Origin of the sequence: Candidatus Enterococcus myersii (genome assembly GCF_017316025.1) — a bacterium.
Lineage (GTDB): Bacteria > Bacillota > Bacilli > Lactobacillales > Enterococcaceae > Enterococcus_C > Enterococcus_C montenegrensis.
In genome coordinates, this window is sequence record NZ_JAFLVT010000008.1 from 411,865 (window position 1) to 437,683 (window position 25,819).

The window sequence follows — 25,819 nt, forward strand, 5'->3', positions numbered from 1 at the left end:
AAATAGAATGGATATTAGCAAGAAGATTCAAGAGTATAGGACAAAAAAAGGCGATAAACGTTATATTTGTAGAAATATTTATATTGGAAAATATTCAAACGGATTGCAAAAAGTTACGGATATTCGTGGAAAAAACAAAGCCGAGGTGAAGAGTAAGTATAATCACATGGTTTATGAATTTGACCCCGAAGCATGGAAGGAAAAAGCTACTGAATCAGAAGTAGTTACCTTTAATGACTTATATCAGCTTTGGTATCCACAATATTTAAAAGGTGTAAAAGAATCGACAGGAAGAGGGACTAGAAAGCGAATAGAGCAACATATTTTACCTGATTTGAAGGATATGAAGTTAGAGGATATTTCGGTTCTTTCCTTGCAAAACTACTACGACAAGTTTATGGAAGTCAATGGCACGAAATACTACCATCAGATTTTGCAGATTGTTTCTAAGATCATTCGATATGGTGTCAGTATCGGCTTGCTTGAACAAGATCCGACTGAATATGTAATTAAACCCAAAGTTGAAAAAAAGAAAAAGGAACGACTTTATCTTAGTAAAGAAGAACTGAAACGATTTTTTTCTTATTTGGATAATCTAGATGATCGTTACATCAATGAGGTTCAAAAAATACTCTTTCGTGTATTGGCACAATCTGGTTTAAGGATTGGAGAATGTACCGCTTTATTATGGTCGGATATTGATTTCCAGAAAAAAACAATATCTGTCACCAAGTCGTTTACTTATAGCAATAGTGGCTGGAAACTGGGTACACCCAAAAATGTGGCATCCAATCGTGTGATTACTATGGATGAAAACACTATGAAGAGATTGATGGTGTTTAAAAACATTCAAGAAGATTACCTTGAAACATTAGGAATGAGCCAACTCGATGAGGGTTTTATCTTTCTTTCGCGAAATGGAAATGTTCTTCATCACGCAAGCATTTACGATATGTTGAAAAGGATTGTGGTTCATGCGGAGTTACCAGATATTAATATCCACAGTTTACGTCATACCCATGCGACTTTACTGTTTGAAAGTGGAGCTAGCGCAAAACAGGTGCAAACACGATTAGGCCACTCAAGTGTCAAAACAACGTTAGATACCTACACCCATGTTGGAGAAGATATGAGCCAGAAAACGGTAGATACTTTGATGGATTACTTAGACTCGAAACCAACTAAGGTAAAAACTAAGGTAAATCCAATTTCTCGAAAAAAAGAGCAAAAAAATCACCCAAAACCTTGATACACAAGGCTTTGAGTGAAGTATGACGAGATTACATTAATTTGTTGTAGAATTCAACGACGAATGATTCGTCAACATCAGGTGTCATTTCTTCACGTTCTGGTAAACGAGTTAATGAACCTTCTAATTTTTCATCATCAAAGCTAACGAAAGCAGGACGTCCGATAGTTGCTTCTAAAGCAGCGCGAACAGCTACGTTGTTTTGAGATTTTTCGCGAACACCGATCACTTGACCAACTTCAACGTGGTATGAAGGGATGTCAACGCGTTTGCCGTCAACCGTGATATGACCATGGTTAACTAATTGACGAGCTTGACGACGAGTAGTAGCCAAACCTAGGCGGTAAACGACGTTATCCAAACGTTGTTCTAACAAGATCATGAAGTTAACACCAAGTTTACCTTCTTTGATTCTGCCAGCTTTAACGAATAAGTTACGGAATTGACGTTCGTTCATGCCGTACATGTGGCGTAATTTTTGTTTTTCAGTTAATTGCAAGCCGTATTCAGATTTTTTGCCGCGGCTGTTAGGGCCGTGTTGACCTGGTGGGAAAGGACGACGAGCTAATTCTTTACCAGTGCCAGATAATGAGATACCTAAACGACGTGATAATTTCCATGATGGTCCAGTATAACGTGACATTTAAAAATTCCTCCAATAAAATAAAATTGTTTTTTGGAGTAAAATAATCCGATGAAAAATTCATATTCGTGCAGTTCATCCTTCAATCTTCACCTTTGCAGCCGCGGTTACACAATTGAACTGGCATGCCAGCGATGGACTGGTGACGAGCTATTATTCTTCTGCTGCATTATTTTACACAAAGCCTAGTATACGATAATTTTCTAGCTATAGTCAAGAAAAATTGTTCTACTAGGCTGTTTTCACAAAATGATAGGGTATGGGAATAAAAAACGTTGTTTATTTATCCGCATTTTTAGTATAAATAGATTATTTTAGTGAAATAGGATCAAGATGACCTAAACAACGGTCATTTTACATTGGCAAAAAGAGTTATTTTTCTCTTTGAAAACTAACGATATTTGAAAAAAAGATTAAAGATAATCATCGTCTTGTAATTTTGTTACGTACTTTTTCAGAAATTTCCCGAAAGAACTTTACAAAACCGAATTGCCTCTATAAAATAAGTGGGTATTTATAATTATTCACTTAAAGTAGAGGAGAAAAGAGATGAATCCTGTATCACCGTTATTTTCAAAAATTGACACATCGATTGAAAAGAAAGTTGATTTAATCCAAGGAAGTTACTTTCGTTATGCGGTCCGTGCAATTTTAGCTTGTTTATTTTTAGGTTTGGGAACGGCTGTGGCATTTGCAATCGCAATGAAAGGCGAGCATATTGTGCCAGGTTTGGGCAAAATGTTGTATGCCTTCATGTTCAGTTGGTCACTTGTAATGATTTTGTATTTGAATGCCGAATTGGGAACTTCAAATATGTTATACATGACTGTTGGTGTTTATCGTAAACGTTTGAATTTTGGGTTAGCTGCGAAAATTTTATTTTCTTGTATTTTGTTTAACTTGATTGGCGGTTTGGTAGTGGGCTTTTTAATTGCTCAAACAGGGCCATTTCAAGGTTTAGAACCAGATAATTTCTTCTTTACTTCTATTACAGGTAAATTGGAAAAATCAACGATGCAAATTTTGATTGAAGCGATGTTTGCTAATATCGTGGTGAATACAGCGGTTTTAATTAGTATGCGTATGAAAGATGATGCTGGTAAAGTAGCGGCAATTATCTTTATCATTTTTATCTTTGCTTTTTTAGGCTATGAACACGTTATCGCAAACTTCCCAGCTTTTTCATTAGCTTATTTTGCTTCTGGTGGAGCAATTGAAGGTATGACAGCAGGTACTGTTTTTCATAATCTTATTTTTGCTTTAATCGGGAATTATATTGGTGGCGGCTTGGTGATGGGCTTAGGCTTTGCTTGGTTAAACAATTCGAAATCCATTTATGTTGACTAATTTTTAACAGTTGTAACAAAACTTTTGATTGGCAAATCTTTGCAAAGAAGATTTGCGTGAGATAAGTTTTGTTACAGCTTTTTTTTGTGACAAACTGTGAGTAGTAATAGTCTTTTGAGGTGTAATTTAGTTTGTCTTTTGTTATGTAATCTGATTTTGAAAAATGAAACCTTGCTTGTTTTTCTAATAACTTTTACAATTGACGTTGATAAGAAAGAAAACGCTGCAAATTCATAAGGAGATTTTATGTCACGATTAACTTTTGTGCCTAATCCAAGTCAAGCTATTCCCATGGCTAAATATATGAAAAATAAATTTCCTTTTTTGGGTATTCCAAAACCACTACGCGCTAAGGCGCAAAAAGAACTTTTAAAGGCAAGTCGCCAATGGTCTACAGCCACATTGCAAGAAGAAATTTTTTATTATTATCAGCAAGACGCACGAGAATACCAGTATTTAGCGATTGATTTGTTTAATAAAAATGTTTTGCGGCTTGAATTGTCTGAGTTAAGAGCTTATTTGCCACTAGTGGCGCAAAAAGAGTGGTGGGACAGCATTGATGCGTGGCGTAAGGGGTTTAATGATTACATTAAGGCCTATCCTAAAAGCTTAGCAGAAGTGTTCAGCTGGTTTTATCAGGCAGAAGATTTTTGGTTGCGCAGGATGAGTATTAATCTGCAATTGCAAAGTAAAACTGCGACAGATTTGGTTTTACTAGAAAAAGCGATCTTGTGGGATCTGAGTACGCCAGAATTTTTCATTCAAAAAGCTATTGGTTGGTCATTGCGGGAATATAGCAAAACAGATCCAGTTTATGTAACACAATTTATTGCCCAGAATAATTTAAGTCCGCTTGCTGCAAGAGAAGGCAGCAAGCAGCTAAAGAAAGCGAGTAAAAAATGAAGCGAAAATTAATTGCCTTTGATATTGATGGAACGTTGTTGAACAGTCAAAAAGAAGCCTTACCCAATACAGTAAAAGCCTTGGAAAAATTGCGCAATAATGGCCATTTGGTCATGGTTGCTACCGGTCGTAGTCGGTTTTTGGCCCAACCGGTCTTGAAAAAATTGGCTTTTCATAACTATGTGGTTTGCAATGGTTCAGCCGCTTTTTTAGACCACAAACAGGTTTATAAGCATTTATTGGATGAAGCGCAACTAACAGCGCTAATTTCTGAACTGGATGAATTAAGAGTCGATACCGCTTTTATTGGGATGGATGCAATGGGTCGCCATAGTGATTTTAATGTTTCCGTCATGGACGAAGCGATGCGCTCTTTTGGCTCTCATGTGCCAGAATTTGATCCTGATTTTAAAAACCAACAAGAAGTGTATCAAGCGTTAGCTTTTTACGACGCTAATTATGAAGGCCGTTTTGATGAAAAATATCCGGCGTTGCGTTTTGTTCGTTGGCATGAAAAATGTGTGGATATAATTCCGGAAAATGGTTCAAAAGCTGCCACAATCCTCCATTTGGGAAGAACTCTCGGCATAAAACAAGAAGATATTATTACGTTTGGCGATGGTCAAAATGATAAAGAAATGTTGGCTGCAGCTGGAATCGGTGTGGCGATGGGAAATGCTGAAGATGATGTGAAAGATGTTGCATCTATTGTAACTGCTTCAAATGATGAAGACGGGATTTTTAAAGCCTTACAAGAATTAGCTTTAATTTAAATAATTTGGAGGTGGAAAAGATGAAAATCGCACTAATTGCACACGATCGCAAAAAAGATTTGATGGTACAAATGACAACGGCTTACCGAGATATTTTAGCGCAACATGAACTGTTTGCGACTGGAACTACAGGTCAGAAAATTGCAGAAGCAACGGGCCTTTCAGTCCATCGCTACAAGTCGGGTCCTTTAGGTGGCGACCAACAAATCGGCGCAATGCTTGCGGCTGATGACTTAGACATGGTGATCTTTTTGCGCGATCCACTTGCCGCGCAACCCCATGAACCAGACGTAACAGCTTTGATTCGGTTGTGTGATGTGTACGAGATTCCCCTCGCCACCAACATTGGTACCGCTGAAATATTAATTCGTGGCTTAGCACTAGGACTAGCTGATTTTCGTGAAATCATCCACGAAAACGATCAACGGCCACTTTCATTTTAATGATGTATTAAATGTGCTTTGTCGATCGACAAGGCACTTTTTTTTACTATCAGAAATTAACAGGAATAAACGAATTTTACCGGCAACAAACCACGATATTTTTTTGATTTTGGCATCTGTTTTAAAATATTTTGTTCTTATGGCGCAAAAGCTAAAGGAGTGCGCGCGCTCTTTTTTATTACCGTTAGTTAACGCTAGTGATGGACACTTTTTTTTCCTTGGAAAAACCACTATAATGGAACAAGACATTTAAGAGAAGAGGAAAATTTGTGCGGGTATTATTTATTGGAGATGTTGTTGGAACACTAGGTAGAGAAACGATTACGGCGTATTTACCCAAGTTAAAGAAAAAGTATCGTCCGCAAGTAACGATCACAAACGGGGAGAATGCCGCCGGGGGTCGGGGGATTACAGGCAAAATTTATAAAAAATTTTTGCAAGATGGTGTGGATGTCGTAACACTAGGAAATCACACCTGGGATAATCGCGAGATATTTGAATTTATCGGGGATGCTAAAAAAATGATTCGCCCAGCTAACTTTCCTGCTAAAGCACCCGGTGTGGGGATGGTTTTTGTTAAAGTAAATGAAATTGAGCTAGCAGTAATCAATTTGCAGGCCCGGGCATTTATGACAGCGATTGATGACCCTTTTACGAAAGCAGATGAATTAGTAGCAGCAGCCCGAAAGCGGACACCGTATATTTTTGTCGATTTTCATGGGGAAACGACTAGCGAAAAACAGGCTATGGGCTGGTATTTAGATGGTAAAGTTTCGGCTGTTGTCGGAACCCATACCCACGTGCAAACAAATGATGGACGTATTTTACCAAAAGGAACAGCATTTTTAAGTGATGTGGGCATGACAGGACCTTATGACGGAATTTTAGGCATGAAAAAAGAAGGGGTCATTGAACGCTTTATCACAGCTTTGCCACAACGCTTTGAAGTGGTGGAAGAAGGAAGAAGTATCCTATCTGCCTGTGTGATTGATATTGATGAAAAAAATGGTCATGCCAAAAAAATAGAGACGATTCAAATTTCAGCAGATCGTCCATTTTATGAATAGGAAGAAAAAATGGAAAACTTTGAACCAAAAGTAACGGCCGCATTAAATGAATTAGTTCAGGCGCTAGCAGAAAATGAAGTTGTCAAAGACTATCGCCAAATTGCATCAAAAGTGGCAAATAATCCCCGCTTAAAAGAACTGGAAGAAAAAATTAAAGCAGCGCAAAAAGAGGCGGTACAATACGATCATTATGACAAGCCAGAAGCACAAAAAGCCGCAATTTCAGCAGCGAATGAATATACTAAAGAATATGAAAATCATCCGTTGGTCATTTCTTATCGCGAAAAACTGGCACTAGCCAATGATTTACTGCATTTTATTACGGAAAGTATCTCCCAAGATGTGAATCAAACCTTAGAGAGTCACAATGAACAGGAAAAAACAGAAAATTAGTCTAGAAAATTTTTAAGCTAAAGCTAATAAGTGAAGTAAAAAAATAAATTTTACCCTGGTACAAAACAGTTAGTGTGAGCTACTGAATAACTAAAGGAGGAGCTTTCATGCCTCAAAAGACTAAAAATACACCCATGATGGAACAATATTTAAGTATTAAGGCAAACTATCAAGATGCTTTCTTATTTTACCGTTTAGGAGACTTTTATGAAATGTTTTACGAGGATGCGATTAAAGCTGCTCAAATTTTAGAGCTGACTTTAACCAGCCGCAATCGTAATGCAGACGATCCAATCCCCATGTGTGGTGTCCCGTATCATGCGGCTCAAGGCTATATTGATACGTTAATTGAACAAGGATACAAAGTTGCTATTTGTGAACAAGTAGAAGATCCCAAAACTGCTAAGGGCATGGTAAAAAGAGAAGTTGTCCAATTGGTCACGCCGGGGACAGTCATGGATGCAAAAGGATTGGCAGCAAAAGACAATAATTTTTTGACCGCTTTGAATTTTGACGGTGATACGTATGGATTTGCATACGTGGATTTAAGTACAGGTGAGTTAAAGGCCGCAATACTGCCAGATGAAGAAGCTGTTTTAAACGAAGCCAGTGCTTTGCAAACAAAAGAAATTGTGTTTACTAGTGAAATTACAGAAGAGTTAAAAAAGACGTTGCAAGAACGGTTAAATCTCGTCTTTTCTAGTCAAATGGAAATGACGGATAATGCTGAATTTCAATTTTTAACCAGTGAATTAAAAGAAGCAACTGAAAAAGAAGTTACGGGTAAGTTATTATGCTACTTAGCAGAGACCCAAAAGCGTAGCTTAGCCCATATTCAAAAAGCAGAAAGCTATCAACCAGATCACTACTTAAAGATGGATTACTATTCGAAGTTTAACTTGGAGTTGGCACAATCGATTCGGACGGGTAAAAAACAAGGTACGCTATTGTGGCTTTTAGATGAAACCAAGACAGCCATGGGGGGGCGCTTGTTAAAACAGTGGTTAGATCGTCCCTTAATTCAAAACAAACAAATCACGCTGCGTCAAGAGATGGTGCAGTCTTTATTAGACAGCTATTTTGAGCGGGCTGATTTACAAGCAGCCTTAACCAAAGTGTATGACTTAGAACGCCTAGCCGGTCGGGTAGCTTTTGGCAATGTGAATGGGCGTGATTTACTACAACTAAAAACATCGCTTATGCAAGTTCCGCAAATTCGTAATCTTTTAAGCGGGATTAATAATGGTGCGTGGAATGATCTGCTACTTGATTTAGAACCGATGGATGATTTAGTTGCTTTAATTGAACAAGCTATTAATGAAGAGGCCCCTTTAGCCATTACAGAAGGCAATGTCATTAAAGACGGTTTTAACGCGCAACTGGACCAATATCGCTTGGCCATGCGTAACGGCAAACAATGGTTAGCTGAGTTAGAGGCAAGTGAGCGAGAAGCTACTGGAATTAAAAATTTGAAAGTCGGCTTTAACCGCGTCTTTGGCTATTATATTGAAATTACCAAAGCCAACTTAGCTAATTTAGCAGAAGGCCGTTATGAACGAAAGCAAACCTTAGCCAATGCGGAACGTTTTATCACCCCAGAATTAAAAAAATTGGAAACGCAAATTTTAGAAGCTGAAGAAAAATCAGTGGATTTAGAATACCAGCTCTTTTTAGCCGTACGAGAAGAAATCAAAAAGGCAATCAGCCGCTTGCAAAAATTAGCCAAAGCAATTAGTGCCACCGATGTGTTGCAAAGTTTTGCCACAATTGCGGAGCGCTATCAATATGTGCGACCAGCTATGAATAACAGACAAGAATTAGCGATTAAAGAAGGACGACATCCCGTTGTGGAAAAAGTTTTGGGCCATCAAGAATATATCCCAAATTCCATTACAATGGATCGTGAAACGTTAATTCTTTTAATCACCGGACCGAATATGTCAGGTAAGAGTACCTACATGCGGCAGTTAGCATTGACTGTCATTATGGCTCAGATGGGAAGTTTTGTACCAGCCCAAAGTGCCAATCTGCCAATTTTTGATCGTATTTTTACCCGTATTGGTGCAAGTGACGATTTAATTGCTGGTCAAAGTACCTTCATGGTGGAAATGATGGAAGCCAATCAAGCGTTACGGCATGCCACACCGAATAGTTTAATTTTATTTGATGAATTAGGGCGCGGCACAGCAACCTATGACGGGATGGCACTGGCGCAAGCTATTATTGAATATATTCACAAAGTAGTAAAAGCCAAGACCCTTTTTTCAACCCACTACCACGAATTAACTGTTTTAGATGAAGCATTGCCCCAGTTGCGTAATATTCACGTAGGCGCGGTGGAAAAAGATGGTGAAGTTGTTTTCTTGCATAAAATGATGGAAGGGGCTGCTGATAAGAGTTACGGTATTCATGTGGCCAAAATTGCGGGCTTGCCAACGGATTTACTGGAACGGGCCGCAACGATTTTGCAGCATTTGGAAACACAAGAGACAACCGTTACCACACCTGTGCCAAAAGTGTCAGAAGAAGTCGAGCAAATTTCATTATTCCAAGAAGTTTCCACAGAAGAATTAGGTGTCATTGATACGTTGAAAAAATTAGATTTATTGGATACAACGCCACGAGAAGCGTTAAATATTTTATACGAGTTGCAAAAACGAATTTAGAAAAGGAGGCAGACGATGGGTAAAATTCAAGAGTTATCTGAACGTCTTGCCAATCAAATTGCTGCTGGTGAAGTGGTAGAACGCCCTGCATCAGTGGTAAAAGAATTAGTTGAAAATGCGATTGATGCAGGGTCTAGTCAAATTGATATTTTAGTCGAGGAAGCTGGGCTAAAAAAAATTCAAGTAACAGATAATGGTGAAGGTATTGCCGAAGATGATGTTGAAAATGCTTTTAAACGCCACGCAACAAGTAAAATTCACAGTCGGGATGATTTATTTCGGATTAGAACATTGGGATTTCGTGGTGAAGCACTGCCAAGTATCGCCTCTGTATCATATGTAACAGTAGAAACAGCGATTCAAGATACTACGCAAGGTTCTTTGTTGCAACTAGAAGGTGGCAAAGTAATCCAGCACACAGCGGCGCCATTACGACAAGGAACTAAAATTACAGTTGAAAATTTATTCTTTAATACGCCAGCCCGTTTAAAATATGTCAAAACATTGCAAACGGAATTATCTAATATTGGGGATATCGTCAACCGCTTGGCATTGAGCCATCCAAATATTGCATTTCGTCTTGTTCACGATGGCAATAAAATGCTCACCACTGCGGGTAATGGTGATTTGAAGCAAACGATCGCCGGTATTTTTGGTGTTCAAACTGCGAAAAAGATGTTGGCTATTGATACAAAAGATTTAGATTTTACGGTCACAGGCTTTATTTCTTTACCTGAAGTAACACGGGCTAGCCGTAATTATATTTCAACCATCATTAATGGACGCTATATTAAAAACTTTGCGTTAAATAAAGCCATTATTACCGGTTATGGTTCAAAATTAATGGTTGGACGTTTTCCCATTGCGGTTTTAGAAATTACCATGGATCCACTATTAGTGGACGTGAATGTCCATCCAACCAAACAAGAAGTTCGCCTATCCAAAGAGCCAGAGTTAACAAAGTTAATTAGTAAAGCAATCAATGAACGGCTGCGGGCAGAAAATCTTATTCCCGATGCGGGAGAAAATTTGGGCTTTAAGAAAAAAATTTCCCGTGATGAACAAGAAAAAACAGAACAATTGCAAATGGCATTGCCGGCTGCTGAAAAGAAAAACAACGGTTTAACGTTTGATCCTAGTAGCGGCAAATTTGTTTATCGTAATTCACAGTCTGTGGATAAAGCTGTGGATGATTGTGGACAAGTTGAGGAAAGTAGCGCTGAAAATCCCGTGCCAACAGCTGATGAGAAGACAAATGAATTTTATAATAGTTCACAAGTAGCAGAAATTCCAACAGAATTTCCCGTTGCGCCAAGTTATCCCCAACAAGATGAAGATGAGCCGGTTTTTATTTCTCCTGTGGATAATAAAATTGAAGATAAGCCAACTTTCTCAGCAGAAATTACACCCGAGCGTGAAGTAGAACTATCACCAGCAGAACTTGCCGAAGAATTGCAAAGTGAGTTAGATCACCCAGAATTTAATCTGCAGGATAAAAATGGCAGCCAAGCTTTAAACAAAGCAATCGCAGCTTTAGAAGCTGAAAAACCAGTAGAACGTTTTCCACAATTGGAATACTTTGGACAAATGCACGGCACGTATCTTTTTGCCCAAAGTAGTGATGGCCTGTATATTATTGATCAGCACGCAGCCCAAGAGCGGATTAAATACGAGTATTTCCGTGAAAAAATTGGCGATGTAGGCAACAGCTTGCAAGAACTACTCGTTCCGATTGTGTTGGATTATCCCAATAGTGACGCTATAAAATTGCGGGAGAAAAAAGAAATGCTGCTGGAGGTTGGGATTCAACTAGAAGACTTTGGTGCCAATAGTTTCATTATTCGCGCGCATCCAACGTGGTATCCTGCTGGACAAGAAGAAAGTATCACCCGTGAAATGATTGATATGTTGCTAACGACAGGAAATGTCAGTGTCAAAAAGTTTCGGGAAGCAACAGCAATCATGATGAGCTGTAAGCGATCCATTAAAGCCAACCATCACTTAAATGAATTGCAGGCGCGTGTGTTGCTGCAAGATTTGACGCTATGTGAAAATCCATTTAATTGTCCCCATGGTCGTCCAGTATTGATTCATTTTAGTAATGGTGATATGGAGAAGTTATTCAAGCGCATTCAAGATCCTCACCGTTCACCTATGAGTGGTCTGGAAGATTAATTTTTAAGCTAGCAGGAAGATTGTTTCGGCAGTTTTCCCGCTAGCTTTTTTTAGCCAGATGAAAAGGCGAATGAGAGGGATATCTTTTGAAAATACCTCTAAAGTATGAAGTATTTTCTGTTTTTTTCTGGCATAATAAATAAAAGTCTTATTAAGGAAAGAGTGTTGTGAATGATTGTTGATTTTGTTGTTTTAACCGGGTTGTTTGGTATTGGTATTATTGTTGTCAATTTATTAATTGCCCTGATGGAAAAAAACAGTTCTAAAAAAGGATTAGTTGGGTTAACCGTTTTTGAACTGCTTTTCATGGGTATTTTTTTGTATCTTGCACTTCCAAGTAAAAACTTGAGTTCACTTTTATGGTACAACTTGTGGGGCGCATTTGCCGCAATCTTGTTAGCTGGAGGTTTGCTAACCCTTGTAAAAGCGGGGCGTAAAATTCGTCAGAAAACGTTAAATGTAACCGGAAAACGGGTGGATGTTTCTTTTGATAAAAAAACTTCTCCTGTGCAGTTGGGAAAATTGTTTGGTAGTGTGGTGGCCCTGATGGTAATTTTATTTGCTGTTTCTAAAATTAGTGCAATTACTTCTATTGACGAAGTTTATTCTTCCATCCATGCTAAAACAGAGGAAAAAGCAGAGGTATTAACTTCTACCAAAGAGACCCCAATTGCAATTGCACCAGATATGGCCAAACGGAAAATGCTACAAAAATTCTCAGTGATTCCAAACTCCAATATGTTCACTTTAGATGGCATTACTGCCCAGACGATTAATGGGGAATACGTTTATGTAGCAACAGTGGAATACAATGGTTTTTTCAAGTGGCTTAAACTTGGAGAAGTTCCAGGTTATTTCAAAATTAGTGCTACGGATATTAATGCACAGCCAGAATTTGTCAAAGAGCCATTGAAGTACACCCCCTCGGCTTTCTTTAATCAAGATGCCGGACGAAAAATTTATGCTGCGTTTCCCGGATATGCTTCTTATGGCAAAATCAATTTAGAAATTGATGATAAAGGAATTCCTTACTACATTCAAACACTGTATAAAGAATATGGCGTAACCGGACTAATGCATTATGACAATTTCAAAACGGCAGTCTTAAACGCCCAAACTGGAGCAGTTAAGCTTTATGATAGTAAAAAGGCACCAGCTTTTGTGGATGCACCCATTACTTCAGCCGCGGCGAATAGTATGAATGAATTCTTCGGGCGTTATGGGCAAGGCTGGTGGAACCAATTTATTTTTGGGGCCAAAAAAGATGTGAAGGTTCCTACAGACAATGGTATTTATGCCGCTGGTCAAATTACGCCAATGCTTAGTAAAGAAGGGCAATTAAATTATTTCACCGACTTTACCAGTGGCGATGATGATCAAGATTCTGCGTTGGGGTATTCATTAATTAATGCCCGCAGTGGTCAATTGACTTATTACCGTGATTTGGAAGTTGGGATTATGGATAGTGACGGTGCGATTTCCATTGCTGCTAAAATCTATCCAGAAAAGAAATGGGATGCCCAAATGCCTGTTCTTTACAACATTGATGGCGTTCCAACATGGATTGTTTCGTTGATGGATACCAAAGGAATCTTCAAAAAATATGTCTATATCAATGCGGTGGATAACGATATTGTTGTCGATGCCGAAAATGCGCAAAGCGCACTAGATGCTTATCGGATTGAGCTTGCAACAAAAGGCAGCAATAATAGCAGCACCGATGCGGATTCCTTAGCTGAAAAAAGTGGTATCGTCCAACGTGTGGTTGTGCTAGCAAATGGTAGTAATACTGTTGTATCTTTTATGCTAAAAGACGATAAAACTGTCTATAGCGTCAATTCAAACAACAGTCCCTACGCTATTTTTATTAAAGAAGGCGACAAAGTTACCTTTAAAGCTAACGTGACAGCAGATCAAACTGCGGCCAGCATTCAAGATTTAACAGTAGCGGGAATTGGTGAAATAAAATAAAAAAGAAAAAATCGGGAAATCACTCTTTCCCGATTTTTTCTGGTGGAAATTTTTTAAATTTGAAAAACAATTTCTAAAACTTCTGTCCTTTTTTTTTAGGTCTACTCAGTTTCCTCCGCTTTTTTTATCTAGCTCTGGAAACTAGCCCTTCAAGAAATAAGGCAAAATTTTCAAAAATTTGAAAAACAATTTCTAAAAATCTTGGCCTTATTTTTTTAGGTCTATTCAGTTTCCACCGCTTTTTTTCTTCATGCTTATCAGTTGAAAGTAAGAAGGAGTAGTTTTACACTTGGCAGTGGCGTTAGAAGTAAAGATTTATCATTTAGCTATAAAGGTTATTGTAAAGGGCAATTTAAAGGAGGAATTTTTCTTGGCAATTATTTTAGCATCACAATCCCCAAGACGAAAAGAATTGTTGGCGCGTTTGGTAGCGGATTTTAAAGTTGAACCGGCAGATATTGACGAAACGGTAAAAAAAACAGATTTACCCGAAGAATACGTGATTCATATGGCAAAAGAAAAAGCCAAGGTTATTGCAGCTAAACATCCCAATGATTTGGTGATTGCAAGTGATACGATTGTAGTAAATCATGGCAAAATTTTGGGTAAGCCTGAATCAAGAGCAGAAGCTTTTACCATGTTAAAGGATATGAGTGGTGGCATGCACCATGTTTATACGGCGGTTGTGATGCGTAAGGGGCATCAAGTTTTGCAAGAATTGGTTCCTGCCAAAGTTTTATTCTTTGAATTAAGTGATGAAGAAATTAATCGGTATCTGGATACAGGAGAGTATGCAGATAAGGCTGGTGCTTACGGTATTCAAGGTCAAGCAAGCCTATTTGTTAAAAAAGTTGATGGTGATTATTATAGTATTGTCGGCTTTCCGGTAGGCGTTGTGAATCAAATGTTGAAAAAAATAAATTAAAAAATGCGCAGCAAGTAGCGGGATAAAAAGTCAGATAAGCCACTGATTTTCGTGCCAATATTTACTGCGTATTTTGTAGGCATAAAATTTCTGCTTTCAGACACAGGGGCGTACTATTTTCTTAAGAGGTGATATTCATGGATAAAGAAGAATTGAAAAAGCAATTAACACCAGAAGAATATGCGGTAACACAAGAAAATGCAACGGAACGGCCCTTTACTGGGAAATACGACGATTTTTATGAACAAGGAATTTATGTGGATGTTGTTAGTGGCGAGGCCCTCTTTGCTTCGACGGATAAATACGATGCTGGCTGTGGCTGGCCTGCTTTTTCAAAACCAATTGAAAAACTAGGTGTCAAAGAAAAAGCAGATTTTTCTCACGGGATGCACCGAGTAGAAGTAAGAAGCAAAGAAGCCAACTCACATTTGGGGCATGTTTTTAGTGATGGGCCACAAGCGTTAGGAGGCCTGCGCTATTGCATTAATTCTGCGGCATTAAAATTTATCCCCAAAGCCGAAATGGAAGCTGCTGGCTACAAAGAATATTTGCCGTTGGTAAAATAGTCAGCTTTTGTCTAGTTCCAAACTATGCTACAATAAGGGGAACGTATGTACAGGAAGGACAAAATAATGTACGAGTATTTAATCGGCAAAATTACGGGGATAACTCCGGCTTATATCGTGTTAGAAAATCAAGGGATTGGCTATCAAATTGCAGTAGGAAACCCTTATCGCTTTCACGAAAATAAAGAAACAAAAGTGTACGTCCAGCAAGTTATCAGAGAAGATGCCCATAGCTTATATGGTTTTAAAACGCTAGCGGAAAAGCAACTTTTTTTACGCTTAATCAGCGTTTCAGGCATTGGTCCAAAGTCGGCTTTGGCGATTATGGCCGGTGAAGAGCATACCGGTATGATCAATGCGATTGAATCAGGGGATGTAACGTATTTAACCAAATTTCCTGGTGTGGGTAAAAAAACGGCCCAACAAATGATCTTGGATTTAAAAGGCAAATTAGGGGACTTATACGACCCACAAATGAATTTGGAACTCTTACCTCATGCAAATGGTAAGATGGCGTTAACAGAGGCAATGGAGGCTTTAGGAGCATTAGGCTATAGTGCCAAAGAGGTCAAAAAAGTTGAAAAAGCTTTGGCGAATGAAGAAATGCAAACGACAGACGAATATTTACGGGCTGCCTTAAAGCTTGTAATGAAAAAATAGAGAGGGGGGAAAACTGTGACAGAAGAGAGAATTGTCTCACCAGAAAAAGAATCTGCAGAACAATTATTAGAAAAATCATTGCGGCCACAATTTTTGTCGCAATATATTGGGCAAGATAAAGTAAAACATGAATTATCTATTTATATTGCGGCGGCCAAAAATAGAGAAGAGTCTTTAGATCACGTCTTGTTGTATGGACCACCAGGATTAGGTAAGACCACTATGGCGATGGTGATCGCCAATGAAATGGCGGTTAATATTCGGACCACTAGCGGCCCTGCGATTGAAAAACCAGGTGATCTTGTCGCAATTTTAAACGAATTAGAACCTGGCGATGTTTTATTTATCGATGAAATTCATCGCTTACCGCGAGTAGCAGAAGAAATGCTCTACTCGGCGATGGAAGATTTTTATGTGGATATTATGGTAGGACAAGGACCAACAGCTCATCCTGTCCATTTTCCCTTGCCTCCTTTTACCTTAGTGGGGGCAACGACGCGAGCAGGAATGCTTTCGGCACCATTACGGGATCGTTTTGGAATTATTAGTCACTTGGAGTATTACGAAGAGACCGATTTAAAAGAAATCGTCTTGCGTTCAGCTGATATTTTTGCTACCGACATTGTGGCAACTGGTGCCCATGAAATTGCCCGGCGTTCTCGTGGCACGCCGCGAATTGCAAATCGTTTGTTAAAGCGTGTGCGCGATTTTGCCCAAGTGGAAGCAGATGGGATTATCGATGATAAAATTGCCGCCAGAGCGCTACGATTATTACAAGTAGATGAAGCAGGACTGGATTATGTCGATCAAAAACTAATCAAAACTATGATTGAGCTTTATGGTGGTGGCCCGGTTGGCTTAAGTACATTAGCGGTAAATATCGGCGAAGAAACTGAGACAGTAGAAGATATGTATGAACCTTTTTTAATTCAAAAGGGATTCTTAAAACGAACGCCGCGGGGACGAATCGCTACCAGCCTGGCTTACGAACATTTTGGTTACCCTTATGAATAATGGAGTGTGTTGGTATGGCTGTTAATCAGACAAAAGTAAAAATTGCGACAGCGTTAATCGAACTGGTGAAAACAACAGATTATAATAAAATCAGCGTGCAAACAATCGCCAGTCAAGCTGGTATTAACCGCCAGACTTTTTATTATCATTTTGCCGACAAAGATGAATTACTACGATTTATTTATTATAGTGAGGCATTAAACTTTTTAACAAGTGACGAGTTGTCTTTGGACAATTGGGAAGAACAGGTTTTACAAATGTTGCGGGCGATTCATTCACGGGGAGATTTCTATCGAAAAACCGTAGCCGATCGAAAAGAAATCCTAATTCGCGAATTTTCACAAATTGTCGGACGTCTTTTTCGTAAATTGTTTGAAGAATTTGATACAGAAAACTATTTGTCAGAATCTGATAAAGACTTTTATGGTCACTTTTTTGCCTATGGCTGTAGTGGTGTCTTGTTAGCTTGGATTGAAGCAGATTATCCAGAGTCCCCCTTAGAAATTGCGACCCAAATGTTTCGGCTGGCAAAAGACGTAGAGCTTTATTCGTATCGGTTATATCAACAAGATGATCAGTAGGAGGTAAAGACATGGCTAGTATTTTATTTGTTTGTTTAGGTAATATTTGTCGCTCGCCAATGGCAGAAGGATTATTGCGACAATATGCTAATGAAAGAGGCTGCAAAATAGAAGTCGATTCTGCTGCGACTAGTCGCTGGGAAATCGGAAATCCACCTCATCCTGGCACCCAAAAAATTTTGAAAGCCGCAGGCGTTGATGTCGCACAAATGTTTTCTCGACAATTAAAAGCTGATGACTTTTACCATTTTGATTATCTTGTGGGCATGGATAAAGAGAATATGGCAGACATTTTAGCTGTGGCACCACCGGATAAAACAGCACAAGTGGCGTCTTTTATGTCTGTTGTAGCTGGTAAAGAAGATATTTTTATTCCAGATCCTTATTATACAGGTGATTTTAATGAAACAAAAAAACTAGTAAAAATGGGGTTAAAACCATGGTTTGAAATTTTGACTAAGGCTTAGGCAGTCAAAAAAGCTTGTCTTTTTGCGGAAATTTGATAAAATATGCTTACTTATCACAAAGGGGTGGCAGAAATGAAAGAAAAAATGAATGTCAAAAAATTCGGCAATTTCGTGGCCAACACCTCGAATGCCTTATTAAAGGGATTTTTAAGTGACAGTATGGAAGAAGAACTGCAGGCAAAAATTTCAGTGGAGATGGCAGAAACTTTAGTTTTAGCAGCTGAAAAGGAAAGTTTAGTAGTTTTACAGTTGGATATAGCCAAAAATAGTGTTAAATACGAGACCGTGTATGGTTGGATTTTAAATAAGCAGTTAAATCCCAATCATTTAGTCATTAAACCGCAAAATAATGAACAGCAAATGCGGATGATTCCTTTAGAGTCGATTCGTAAAGTCAGTATTTTAGATAAAGAAGGGCAACGCACGAGTATTACTCGCGCATAAGGGCCAAGTAAAATTAGAATAGTCTAGTCAGCTGCGCAACGTTTGTTTGCGTGGTTTTTTTATTTAAAAAATGCGAAACTAAAAAAGGGCCCGTCGCTAGGGAGGCGACGGGCAAGGAGTTAAAAATGAAAAAGTGTTAGTTAGGGTTGTTTGTTGGTACACTTATATACTACAAAGTATTTATGAATTTTTTGTGAATCAAAGATACAGAAGTTGGTAAATATCTTTAAAAAAGTATTAAGGAAAAAATACTGGTAACTAAAAACTAAAGTTTCAAATTATAGGCACGAAAGGTATCACCGTGTTTTAGATCACCGTATTGATAGCCGCGTTTAAACCAATCGACGCGCTGCTCAGAAGTGCCATGGGTGAAGCTATCTGGAACAACATAACCTTGAGCTTCTTGCTGTAAGGTATCGTCGCCAATTTGATTGGCAGCATGAATGGCTTCATCAATATCACCAGCTTCTAAGATAGGCTGTCCTTGGTACGTTTTATTTTCGAGATAGCGAGCAAAGCAACCGGCAAAATAATCAGCCTGCAATTCTAAAGCGACGCTGTAACGATTATATTGTTTTTCTGAGAGCTGACTGCGAAGGCGGTCCATTTCTTCAGAGGTGCCAAGTTCGTATTGAACGTGGTGTCCGACTTCATGGGCAATAACATAAGCCATGGCAAAATCACCCGTTGCGCCAAAGCGCTGGGACAATTCTGTTTGAAAACTCAAATCTAGATAGACTTTTTGATCTCCAGGACAATAAAATGGTCCAACCGCAGAAGAAGCTTGGCCGCAAGCCGAGCGCACACTGCCGCTGTATAAAACCAATGTCGGATCTTGATAATCTGGTTGGTGTTGCGCGTATTCTGTTTTTTTGAATTCTGTGTTCCAATAATCTTCCAAGTGGCCAAAAACAACGCTGGCAAATTCTTTTTGATCATCTGTACCAGTGGGCTGTTGGGCAGTAATCGGGCTATTATCAGTTCCTAAAAGTGACCCCAAATCGATATTGCCACCAGAAAAGAATAAAGAGAATAAAACGATTAAAAGTAGGCCAATCCCGCCCCCGCCGATTACACCACCGGATAAACCGCCGGAACTGCTTCTACGGTCTTCGACGTTTTTACTTTGTCGTCCGCCTTTAAAACGCATTAAATCTCCCCCTTAATTACGCGTCTATTTATTTTTTTCGTTAAAAATCTTGCGTAGACGTTTGTATAAGATAATGTATTGTTCATCATCTAAACCGTGTTCCCATAAAAAGACGTTTAATTCAGGGTACTGATTTTTTACTAATAAAGAAGAGCTGATAATTAAATCATATTGGTCACGTTTTTGGCTGTTGTATGTTTCAGCGTTAACAAATTGCAAGTCAGACATAAACTGATAAACGCTTTTAACAAGTAGATAATTGTGTTCTAAAGCCACACCAACTTCTACTTTATGCGCTTTTGTAGTTGTATCGTAAAGAGGCATTAAAACTTGCGTAAAGCCATTGACCAAACTGCTGATCGTCGCATTATTAACAAAGCTATTATAAGGTTCTTGTTCACTCATCTCGGTAAAGAAAGTGTGAATTTTGGCTTCCATTTCTCGAATTGGCGATTCAAAAACTTGTTTTGGTCCCAATAGTCGTTGAATAGTTGGAAACCGATATTTAATGACATAATAACCAAAGGTAATATTTAAGAGATTTCCCAGTACCATTGGTTGATCCAAAAGCGCAGGGTTGTCTGAAAATAAGTCAGCTTTGGCAAAATCTAAGAATTTTTCCACCAAGTTATAAACAGGATTTGGTTTTTCGCTGAAGTCTTTAATGGTTTGCGTTAAGGTTGGATCATCTTCTAACGTGTAAAAAGGAATAAAGTGTGCCAAGAAGAAAATAAAGCTAGACTCTGCTTTATTTTGCCGTGACGTCAATTTATTGTCTACTAAAGGATTCAAACGAGAAAAATCATAATAATCGTTATCTTTCATCAAGCAGTCGTAAGCTTTGTCATATTTTACAAAATTACCTTTTTCAATTCGCAATAAGAAAATCGCGGCAAAGTATTTTAATTCCCAACGACCTAAATAAGTACGGGAAAGTGGGAAGTATTCGCCAAAGGCATCGACAATTTTTTCAACTTTTTCTTCGGACACACTAAAAGGCCAAGTAATCCCTCTAGAACCCAACCAGATTAAATTGAATAGGGCCAAGCGTACAAGGCGTTCATCCCCCACCATACCAGCTTCAGTGTATGTAAAGCGCAAATTAAAAGATTTCAAGAAGTTCTTTAACTTCTCAATCTTACGCGATACTGTCGAGCGACTTGAGAAGTAACGGTCACAGAAATCTTCAATCGTTGGATTTTCTTCATTCATAAAATATAAAATAAATTGAAATGGCACTGAACCTTGTAATAGATAGTAACGGTACTCGTCGATGGTGGCCGTTAAATTGAGACAATCAATTTTGCCAGCCCCGATTAAAAAGCTTTCGTGTTCAGGATGAATCTTACTAATATCTTTATCAATTTCCGTTAAGTCGATGACAGTTTGCTGGTAGTTTAAATCCATTTCTTGGGCCAGCTCTGCAATTGGGTAATTCTGTCGCCCAATAAACATCATTTTGCGGAACAGTTTAAATTTTAACAAGGTTGATGAGTCCATCATCAGCTCTTCATATACCATAAATATCCCTCCGTATTTTGACTCCTTTTCCCTCATTGTATCGTTTTTTTGTCAGACTGTCAGTTATAAGCACACGCAAAAGCGCCGGCTTTTAAAAAGAAGCCAGGCGCTGTTGTTTGTTTATTTTATATTTTGTTTTTAAGAAAATTTACTGCGAATTTTCAACTGGTGCTTTTTTGATGACGGTCCAAATTAAACCTACACCAAAGCCGATAACAGCAGGCAAAATCCAGCCCATTCCCAGTTTGAAAAAGGGAAGGTAATCTGTCGCAAAGTGTAAGAGACTTTGAACCGGAGCTAAATTTTTCAAGAAGGCAGGGGCAGCGTTCAAACCGTCAATGATTGCAGCAAACAAAGTGAAATACGTGGTAAGTCGATACACGCTAGCTCTTTGTTTAAACAAAGGTCCAAGTAAAGCTAATAAAATTAAAGTGATGGCTAACGGATACGTGAACATCAACACCGGTGTTGAAAACTCAATGATCTTCGTTAGTCCAACATTGGCAAATAAGCAGGCTAAAAAACTAGCACCAGTAACAAAAGTTGTATATTTTTGTTGGGGGAATAATGCGACGAATGTTTCCGAAAAAGCCGTAATTAACCCGATTGCAGTTTTTAAACAAGCGATGATAACGATAAAGGCTAGTAAAATACTTCCACCGGTACCAAGATAGTGGCGGGCAATCTCTGCTAAGGCAATGCCCCCATTTTCAGAGATGGCAAATTTACCTAAACTCATGGTCCCCATTAAAGCCAGTAAAGTGTAAATAATACCCATTAAAAGAATGCTGACAAAACCCGATTTAACCGTATCGATGGCAATCGTGCTGGGTTTTTTAACGCCCATATCTTTTAAGGTCGTCACAATAATAATCCCAAAAGCAAGGGAAGCTAAAGCATCTAAGGTGTTGTAGCCTTCAGTAAAGCCTGTTAAAAAGGCGTGATTGGTGTAGTCTGCTTGAATAGGCGTAGCCTGAATACCACCGATAGGATTTAAAAAGGCTAATAAAATTAAAATTCCTAATAGTAATAAAAACAACGGATTTAAAAATTTACCGACATAATTTAATAATTTTGTTGGCTTGCGGGATAATGCCCAGGCAGCTACAAAAAATAAAATACTAAAGCCTGCTAATGCTAGTGTAGTTTGCTCCTTAGCCAAAAAAGGCGCTAAGCCAATTTCAAAAGAGGTTGTTGCTAACCGAGGTAAAGCAAAAAATGGTCCGATAACTAAGTATAATAAAATAGTAAAAATTTTGGCATAGGTCTTATTGACACGACAAGCTAAATCATAAAGTCCGCTACTGCGGGATAAACCGATAGCTAAAACACCTAAAAAAGGTAAGCCAATACCAGTAACCAAAAAACCTAAATTCGCGCGAAAGACGTTAGCACCGGCTAGCTGTCCCATGTGCACTGGGAAAATTAAATTTCCCGCTCCAAAAAATAAACCAAATAACATTGAACCGACAAACAAATAATCTTTAAATTGCAGTTTCTTTTCCATTTTCCCACCTCTAAAATTGTGTTTTCTTAAAATAATTGCAAAAGGCTTCGATAAATAAGTCATTTGCTCTTGTGAAAAGATTCTTTAAATGACAAATGTACCGTTTTATAAGTGTTACAAAAATAACAGAAAAGGTCTTGATTTTCAAGAGTTTTCTGAAAGTTTGAATAAAAACGCAGTAAAGCAGGGGATAAAAGGATTACTTGTGCCCATAATCTTTAGGTATGCTAAAATAAGACGAGGTGAATATTGTGACAAAAGGACGTTTAACGGCTTTTACTGACGGTGTTGTAGCAATCGTCATTACCATTTTAGTATTGGAAATTCGTTTTCCCCAAGCGCCAACTTTAGCATCACTTTTAGCCATGCGGGATGTGTTAACTGCGTATACTATCAGTTTTATTTTTGTCGCGGTTATTTGGGTGACACATCATCGGGTGATGAAAATGACAGAAAAAGTCGATGACCGGGTCATTTGGGCCAATATTTTTTGGCTTTTTTGGTTAACTTTGTGTCCAGCTGTCACGCAGTGGGTGGGAAGTAATCCGGGGATGTTCTGGCCAGCGTTAGCTTATGTGGTGGTGTACACCATGTGGAGCTTTTCATTTGGTATTTTAACAAAGCAAATTTTAAAAGCGAATGATGACAACACCCGGGGAACACAGTTGTTGCGCAATGATCGTCGTAGCAGTTTTTCAATGGTGATTAATCTATTATTAGTGGCAGCCGTTTTTTGGCATCCTACGATTGGGTTGTTTGGTCGTTTTATTGTTTCTGCCATTTGGATTCCTTCTTACGAAACAGCCGCCAAAATTCAAGCAGGATTGCATCTATAAATTTTTTTATTTTCGCAGGGGAATTTATCCTTTCTGATATAGATAAAAAGCGTTGGTAGTGAAGGGGAATCCTTCATTACCAACGCTTTTTGCAGGTAACAAATAATTGTAACAAAAGGCCCTCATTTTATTTTCGCTCGAATTTAAAATGATAAATGAGCCACAAGATAACAAACCAAACTGGCGTTACCAAGGCTGCAATACGCGTCTCTTTTGATAAAAGTAAAACGACGGCAACAAATAATAAAAAGGCAAAAATTAAGACATTGCTATAAGGGTAAAGGGGCATTTTGAAGTCGTGACTTTTCTTTCCCAGCATACTTTTGCGATATTTCATATGGGTGTAAACCAAGATACCCCAAATAAACAAAAAACAAGTCGTCGCAACACTTGTTACGATGGTGAATACCTCACTGGGCATAAAGTAATTTAAAATGACGGCAATAAAAATGACTAATGCCGAAAAGAAGATGGCATTACCTGGAACTTGATGTTTGGTTAATTTTTCAAAGGGCTTTGGCGCACTGCCTTCTTGAGCTAAAGAGCGTAACATACGGCCGGTACTGTAAATCGCGCTGTTACAAGCAGATGCGGCGGCTGATAAAACGACTACATTAATGACAGTAGCAGCAGCAGTAATACCAATGTCAGAGAAGACTTCAACAAATGGACTTTCACTGGAATTTAAACTATTCCAAGGGTAAATTGCCATAATGACAAACAATGCTCCTAAATAAAATAGAATAATTCGAATAGGGATGTTGTTAATTGCTTCTGGTAAAACTTTTTTCGGATTTTTGGTTTCGCCAGCAACAAGTCCAACCAACTCAATTCCGGCAAAAGCGAAAGTTACCATTTGAAAAGAGAGAATAAAGCCAGAGGCACCTTTTGGAAACCAGCCACCGTGATTCCAGACATTGCTGATATTAACTGTCCCTGCAGCGGTTTTGTAATGGGTGACAATCATATAGGCGCCTACGATTATTAAAGCAATAATGGCCACCACCTTGATTAAAGCAAACCAAAACTCCAATTCGCCAAATAAAGACACAGCAATCATGTTTAAGGCAACTAGTAAAACTAAGGCAATAATTTCAGGCAGCCATTGGGGGACTTGCGGAAACCAATACCTCACGTAAAGTCCAGTGGCAGTTAAGTCGGCCATGGCAATTGAAATCCAACAAAACCAATAGGTCCAGCCGGTTAAAAATGCCCATTTTTTGCCTAAATATTCCGCAACAAAATCTAAAAAAGAGTGTTTGTCCGTATTTGATAAAAGTAACTCGCCTAAAGAGCGCATAATCAAAAAGCAAACGCAGCCGGTAATTAAATAGGCAAATAAAATGGAAGGTCCAGCTAATTGGATCGATTTGCCGGCACCTAAGAAAAGTCCTGTTCCAATCGCGCCTCCGATTGAAATTAATTGGACATGGCGATTTTTTAAACTACGATTTAATTCTTGTGGTTCCATAAATCATTCATCCTTTGTAGGTGAGCACTACACTCACACAAATTTTTAAAAGTTTGAAAAGCATTGGCTCCATTTTAGGATAATTTTCTGAAAATTTCAATGATTGATTTTTAAACCGGTAGATAAAAAGCCTTCGTAAGCTTAATTTGCTTAGTTTCACAACGCGTTAGTTCGTAAATTTAGCCCCATAATCTTACCATAAGTGATTTATTTAGAAAAAATCTGTCGAAAAAAAACACCGGGTAGGTTTTAGAAGATTTATTATCTTCTAAAATCTATCCGGTGTAACGATTATGCGTCTTTGTCTAAAACGCGATGTAGAAATTTTTTGGTGCGTTCTTCTTTTGGATTTGCAAAGATATCTTCTGGTGAACCTTGTTCAGCGATAACACCTTTATCCATGAAGATTACGCGATCAGAGACATCACGGGCAAAATCCATTTCGTGGGTTACGACTACCATGGTTAGACCAGTATGGGCTAAAGCTTTCATGGTTTTTAAAACTTCTCCTACCATTTCAGGATCTAGCGCAGAAGTTGGTTCGTCAAAAAGCATCACATCTGGATCCATTGATAACGCACGCGCAATGGCTACCCGTTGTTTTTGACCACCGGATAATTGAGCAGGCTTGGCATCAACGTAGCGATCCATACCAACTTTTTCTAAGTTTTCTAAAGCAATCTTTTTTGCTTCAGCGCGGTTTCGTTTTAAAACTGTGGTTTGACCAGTGACACAATTTTCCAAAACGTTCATATTGTTGAACAGATTAAAGGATTGGAAAACCATGCCTAAATGCGTCCGATACTTTGTCAGGCTATAACCTGGGGATAAAACATTTTCTCCTTTATAATAAATTTCACCACTAGTAGGTTTTTCTAGTAAGTTAATGCAGCGTAATAAAGTTGATTTACCAGAACCAGAGGAACCGATAATTGAAACAACTTCACCTTTAGTTACAGAAAAATCGATATCTTTTAAAACTTCATTTTCACCAAAGCTTTTTTTCAAATGCTGAATGTTAATAATTTGTTCTGCCATGTTCTTTCC

Annotated in this window: 24 protein-coding genes; 18 read left to right on the forward strand and 6 right to left on the reverse strand. The window is 38.5% G+C overall.

From position 1 onward, the window contains the following. Positions 1-7 precede the first annotated feature (7 nt). Positions 8-1,249 carry a tyrosine-type recombinase/integrase gene (locus JZO76_RS07555; protein WP_161999039.1) on the forward strand — a complete coding sequence of 414 codons (1,242 nt, stop codon included), beginning with the start codon at positions 8-10 and terminating at the stop codon, positions 1,247-1,249. Between the two features lie 31 nt (positions 1,250-1,280). On the opposite strand, the gene rpsD is transcribed toward JZO76_RS07555, so the two are convergent. Beyond that, complete coding sequence (gene rpsD / locus JZO76_RS07560) at positions 1,281-1,892, reverse strand: 30S ribosomal protein S4 (RefSeq protein WP_206903498.1); 612 nt, start codon at positions 1,890-1,892, stop codon at positions 1,281-1,283. 549 nt (positions 1,893-2,441) lie between these two features. Between rpsD and JZO76_RS07565 the strand changes: the two genes are divergently transcribed. The 16 genes from JZO76_RS07565 (at position 2,442) to JZO76_RS07640 (ending at position 18,287) form a co-directional block, all read left to right on the forward strand. Continuing rightward, positions 2,442-3,239 carry a formate/nitrite transporter family protein gene (locus JZO76_RS07565; RefSeq protein WP_206903499.1) on the forward strand — a complete coding sequence of 266 codons (798 nt, stop codon included), beginning with the start codon at positions 2,442-2,444 and terminating at the stop codon, positions 3,237-3,239. Positions 3,240-3,485: 246 nt separating this feature from the next. Then, the gene (locus tag JZO76_RS07570) at positions 3,486-4,142 is read left to right on the forward strand and encodes a DNA alkylation repair protein (RefSeq protein WP_206903500.1); all 657 of its coding nucleotides are present in this window, start codon (positions 3,486-3,488) and stop codon (positions 4,140-4,142) included. Then, complete coding sequence (locus tag JZO76_RS07575; protein WP_206903501.1) at positions 4,139-4,915, forward strand: Cof-type HAD-IIB family hydrolase; 777 nt, start codon at positions 4,139-4,141, stop codon at positions 4,913-4,915. The genes JZO76_RS07570 and JZO76_RS07575 overlap by 4 nt, the downstream gene beginning before the upstream one ends. 20 nt (positions 4,916-4,935) lie before the next feature. Next, positions 4,936-5,358, forward strand: a complete 423-nt coding sequence (gene mgsA, locus JZO76_RS07580; RefSeq protein WP_206903502.1) for a methylglyoxal synthase — start codon at positions 4,936-4,938, stop codon at positions 5,356-5,358. A gap of 269 nt (positions 5,359-5,627) precedes the next feature. Then, on the forward strand, positions 5,628-6,425 hold the full coding sequence (locus JZO76_RS07585; RefSeq protein WP_206903503.1) for a TIGR00282 family metallophosphoesterase: 798 nt from the start codon (positions 5,628-5,630) through the stop codon (positions 6,423-6,425). Positions 6,426-6,434: 9 nt separating this feature from the next. After that, complete coding sequence (locus JZO76_RS07590; RefSeq protein ID WP_206903504.1) at positions 6,435-6,818, forward strand: YlbF family regulator; 384 nt, start codon at positions 6,435-6,437, stop codon at positions 6,816-6,818. Between the two features lie 107 nt (positions 6,819-6,925). Beyond that, a complete protein-coding gene (mutS, locus tag JZO76_RS07595; RefSeq protein WP_206903505.1) occupies positions 6,926-9,484 on the forward strand; it encodes a DNA mismatch repair protein MutS in 2,559 nt (852 codons plus the stop codon). A 15-nt stretch (positions 9,485-9,499) separates the two neighbouring features. Then, positions 9,500-11,659, forward strand: a complete 2,160-nt coding sequence (gene mutL / locus JZO76_RS07600) for a DNA mismatch repair endonuclease MutL (protein WP_206903506.1) — start codon at positions 9,500-9,502, stop codon at positions 11,657-11,659. A 171-nt stretch (positions 11,660-11,830) separates the two neighbouring features. After that, positions 11,831-13,630, forward strand: coding sequence for a DUF3488 domain-containing protein (locus JZO76_RS07605; protein WP_206903507.1), 1,800 nt, complete (start codon positions 11,831-11,833; stop codon positions 13,628-13,630). Between the two features lie 370 nt (positions 13,631-14,000). Further along, positions 14,001-14,555, forward strand: coding sequence for a Maf family protein (locus JZO76_RS07610; protein ID WP_206903508.1), 555 nt, complete (start codon positions 14,001-14,003; stop codon positions 14,553-14,555). 137 nt (positions 14,556-14,692) lie between these two features. Next, positions 14,693-15,121 carry a peptide-methionine (R)-S-oxide reductase MsrB gene (msrB, locus tag JZO76_RS07615; protein ID WP_206903509.1) on the forward strand — a complete coding sequence of 143 codons (429 nt, stop codon included), beginning with the start codon at positions 14,693-14,695 and terminating at the stop codon, positions 15,119-15,121. Between the two features lie 66 nt (positions 15,122-15,187). Beyond that, entirely contained in the window at positions 15,188-15,781 is a 594-nt protein-coding gene (ruvA, locus tag JZO76_RS07620) for a Holliday junction branch migration protein RuvA (RefSeq protein ID WP_206903510.1), read from the forward strand. 15 nt (positions 15,782-15,796) lie between these two features. Beyond that, complete coding sequence (gene ruvB, locus JZO76_RS07625) at positions 15,797-16,795, forward strand: Holliday junction branch migration DNA helicase RuvB (RefSeq protein WP_206903511.1); 999 nt, start codon at positions 15,797-15,799, stop codon at positions 16,793-16,795. A gap of 14 nt (positions 16,796-16,809) precedes the next feature. Further along, positions 16,810-17,376 (forward strand): TetR/AcrR family transcriptional regulator, encoded by a 567-nt coding sequence (locus JZO76_RS07630; protein ID WP_206903512.1) that lies wholly within the window; start codon positions 16,810-16,812, stop codon positions 17,374-17,376. Positions 17,377-17,387: 11 nt separating this feature from the next. Next, positions 17,388-17,843, forward strand: a complete 456-nt coding sequence (locus tag JZO76_RS07635) for a low molecular weight protein-tyrosine-phosphatase (protein WP_206903513.1) — start codon at positions 17,388-17,390, stop codon at positions 17,841-17,843. Between the two features lie 72 nt (positions 17,844-17,915). Continuing rightward, the gene (locus tag JZO76_RS07640) at positions 17,916-18,287 is read left to right on the forward strand and encodes a hypothetical protein (RefSeq protein WP_206903514.1); all 372 of its coding nucleotides are present in this window, start codon (positions 17,916-17,918) and stop codon (positions 18,285-18,287) included. 265 nt (positions 18,288-18,552) lie between these two features. Here the strand turns inward: JZO76_RS07640 and ypfJ are convergent, their stop codons facing one another. The 3 genes from ypfJ to brnQ all read right to left on the reverse strand — a co-directional run bounded on the left by ypfJ (position 18,553) and on the right by brnQ (position 22,465). Continuing rightward, complete coding sequence (ypfJ, locus tag JZO76_RS07645) at positions 18,553-19,437, reverse strand: KPN_02809 family neutral zinc metallopeptidase (RefSeq protein WP_206903515.1); 885 nt, start codon at positions 19,435-19,437, stop codon at positions 18,553-18,555. Positions 19,438-19,461: 24 nt separating this feature from the next. Then, positions 19,462-20,958 (reverse strand): helix-turn-helix domain-containing protein, encoded by a 1,497-nt coding sequence (locus tag JZO76_RS07650; protein WP_206903516.1) that lies wholly within the window; start codon positions 20,956-20,958, stop codon positions 19,462-19,464. Positions 20,959-21,106: 148 nt separating this feature from the next. Continuing rightward, positions 21,107-22,465, reverse strand: a complete 1,359-nt coding sequence (brnQ, locus tag JZO76_RS07655; protein ID WP_206903517.1) for a branched-chain amino acid transport system II carrier protein — start codon at positions 22,463-22,465, stop codon at positions 21,107-21,109. A 251-nt stretch (positions 22,466-22,716) separates the two neighbouring features. Here brnQ and JZO76_RS07660 point away from each other — a divergent pair, with 251 nt between their 5' ends. Beyond that, positions 22,717-23,301, forward strand: coding sequence for a TMEM175 family protein (locus JZO76_RS07660; protein ID WP_206903518.1), 585 nt, complete (start codon positions 22,717-22,719; stop codon positions 23,299-23,301). A gap of 127 nt (positions 23,302-23,428) precedes the next feature. On the opposite strand, the gene JZO76_RS07665 is transcribed toward JZO76_RS07660, so the two are convergent. Continuing rightward, on the reverse strand, positions 23,429-24,772 hold the full coding sequence (locus tag JZO76_RS07665) for an amino acid permease (RefSeq protein WP_206903519.1): 1,344 nt from the start codon (positions 24,770-24,772) through the stop codon (positions 23,429-23,431). A gap of 291 nt (positions 24,773-25,063) precedes the next feature. Continuing rightward, on the reverse strand, positions 25,064-25,810 hold the full coding sequence (locus tag JZO76_RS07670) for an amino acid ABC transporter ATP-binding protein (protein WP_206903520.1): 747 nt from the start codon (positions 25,808-25,810) through the stop codon (positions 25,064-25,066). Between the last annotated feature and the right edge of the window lie 9 nt (positions 25,811-25,819).

Bases quoted from the DNA above. Each gene is read 5' to 3' on its own strand.
- JZO76_RS07555 (WP_161999039.1), top strand. From the start codon at position 8: ATGGATATTAGCAAGAAGATTCAAGAGTATAGGACAAAAAAAGGCGAT.
- rpsD (WP_206903498.1), bottom strand. From the start codon at position 1,892: ATGTCACGTTATACTGGACCATCATGGAAATTATCACGTCGTTTAGGT.
- JZO76_RS07565 (WP_206903499.1), top strand. From the start codon at position 2,442: ATGAATCCTGTATCACCGTTATTTTCAAAAATTGACACATCGATTGAA.
- JZO76_RS07570 (WP_206903500.1), top strand. From the start codon at position 3,486: ATGTCACGATTAACTTTTGTGCCTAATCCAAGTCAAGCTATTCCCATG.
- JZO76_RS07575 (WP_206903501.1), top strand. From the start codon at position 4,139: ATGAAGCGAAAATTAATTGCCTTTGATATTGATGGAACGTTGTTGAAC.
- mgsA (WP_206903502.1), top strand. From the start codon at position 4,936: ATGAAAATCGCACTAATTGCACACGATCGCAAAAAAGATTTGATGGTA.
- JZO76_RS07590 (WP_206903504.1), top strand. From the start codon at position 6,435: ATGGAAAACTTTGAACCAAAAGTAACGGCCGCATTAAATGAATTAGTT.
- mutS (WP_206903505.1), top strand. From the start codon at position 6,926: ATGCCTCAAAAGACTAAAAATACACCCATGATGGAACAATATTTAAGT.
- mutL (WP_206903506.1), top strand. From the start codon at position 9,500: ATGGGTAAAATTCAAGAGTTATCTGAACGTCTTGCCAATCAAATTGCT.
- JZO76_RS07605 (WP_206903507.1), top strand. From the start codon at position 11,831: ATGATTGTTGATTTTGTTGTTTTAACCGGGTTGTTTGGTATTGGTATT.
- msrB (WP_206903509.1), top strand. From the start codon at position 14,693: ATGGATAAAGAAGAATTGAAAAAGCAATTAACACCAGAAGAATATGCG.
- ruvA (WP_206903510.1), top strand. From the start codon at position 15,188: ATGTACGAGTATTTAATCGGCAAAATTACGGGGATAACTCCGGCTTAT.
- JZO76_RS07630 (WP_206903512.1), top strand. From the start codon at position 16,810: ATGGCTGTTAATCAGACAAAAGTAAAAATTGCGACAGCGTTAATCGAA.
- JZO76_RS07635 (WP_206903513.1), top strand. From the start codon at position 17,388: ATGGCTAGTATTTTATTTGTTTGTTTAGGTAATATTTGTCGCTCGCCA.
- JZO76_RS07640 (WP_206903514.1), top strand. From the start codon at position 17,916: ATGAAAGAAAAAATGAATGTCAAAAAATTCGGCAATTTCGTGGCCAAC.
- ypfJ (WP_206903515.1), bottom strand. From the start codon at position 19,437: ATGCGTTTTAAAGGCGGACGACAAAGTAAAAACGTCGAAGACCGTAGA.
- JZO76_RS07650 (WP_206903516.1), bottom strand. From the start codon at position 20,958: ATGGTATATGAAGAGCTGATGATGGACTCATCAACCTTGTTAAAATTT.
- brnQ (WP_206903517.1), bottom strand. From the start codon at position 22,465: ATGGAAAAGAAACTGCAATTTAAAGATTATTTGTTTGTCGGTTCAATG.
- JZO76_RS07665 (WP_206903519.1), bottom strand. From the start codon at position 24,772: ATGGAACCACAAGAATTAAATCGTAGTTTAAAAAATCGCCATGTCCAA.
- JZO76_RS07670 (WP_206903520.1), bottom strand. From the start codon at position 25,810: ATGGCAGAACAAATTATTAACATTCAGCATTTGAAAAAAAGCTTTGGT.